This is a genomic window from Kocuria sp. CPCC 205235 (assembly GCF_040980905.1).
GTDB lineage: Bacteria > Actinomycetota > Actinomycetes > Actinomycetales > Micrococcaceae > Kocuria > Kocuria carniphila.
In genome coordinates this window covers 1-545 of the sequence record NZ_JAVKPR010000100.1, presented here as the reverse complement: position 1 = coordinate 545, position 545 = coordinate 1, and the positions used below count along the sequence as shown (strand labels likewise).

Here is a 545-nt window from a genome sequence, read left to right as displayed (position 1 = left end):
AAAAATTAGAGATTATCCCATTATTGCGTCCATTCGCACTGGGATTGGTTCTTATGTTCTGGATTCCCTTTATTAATCTAATCAGTTATCCCGGAGAATTATTAACAGCACAAAGCAAGGCTATGTTTACGAACCAGATAGACGAAGTAGAATTACTTTCTCGTAATAGATATGCACTCATTGATAGCGTAGCAGTAGAGTTATTACATACTTCATTAGAAGTTGAAAGAGCCGAAAATGAAGTTAAGGATAAGAAATGGTATGATTTTAGTATAGACTTTTCAGCTATTGGAGACAAGATAGCTGGATTATATGTATATGTAGTCGCTAAGGTTAAAATGATAATGTTTAATATCATTGAATTTATTGTCGTTACTTTTTGGCAAGTATGTACCTATTTTGTCTTTTTCCTACAAATCATATTCACAGGAATATTAGTTATTCTTGGTCCACTAGCTTTTGCATTCTCTGTTTTACCTGCATTTCGGGATGCTTATATACAATGGATAGCTCGTTTTGTCAGTGTTAGTTTATATTCATGTATT

1 pseudogene is annotated in these 545 nt (G+C 32.8%); it reads left to right on the top strand.

The window, feature by feature from the left end:
- Positions 1 to 545: pseudogene (locus RF638_RS16175) on the top strand (plasmid transfer protein); the annotation flags it as partial.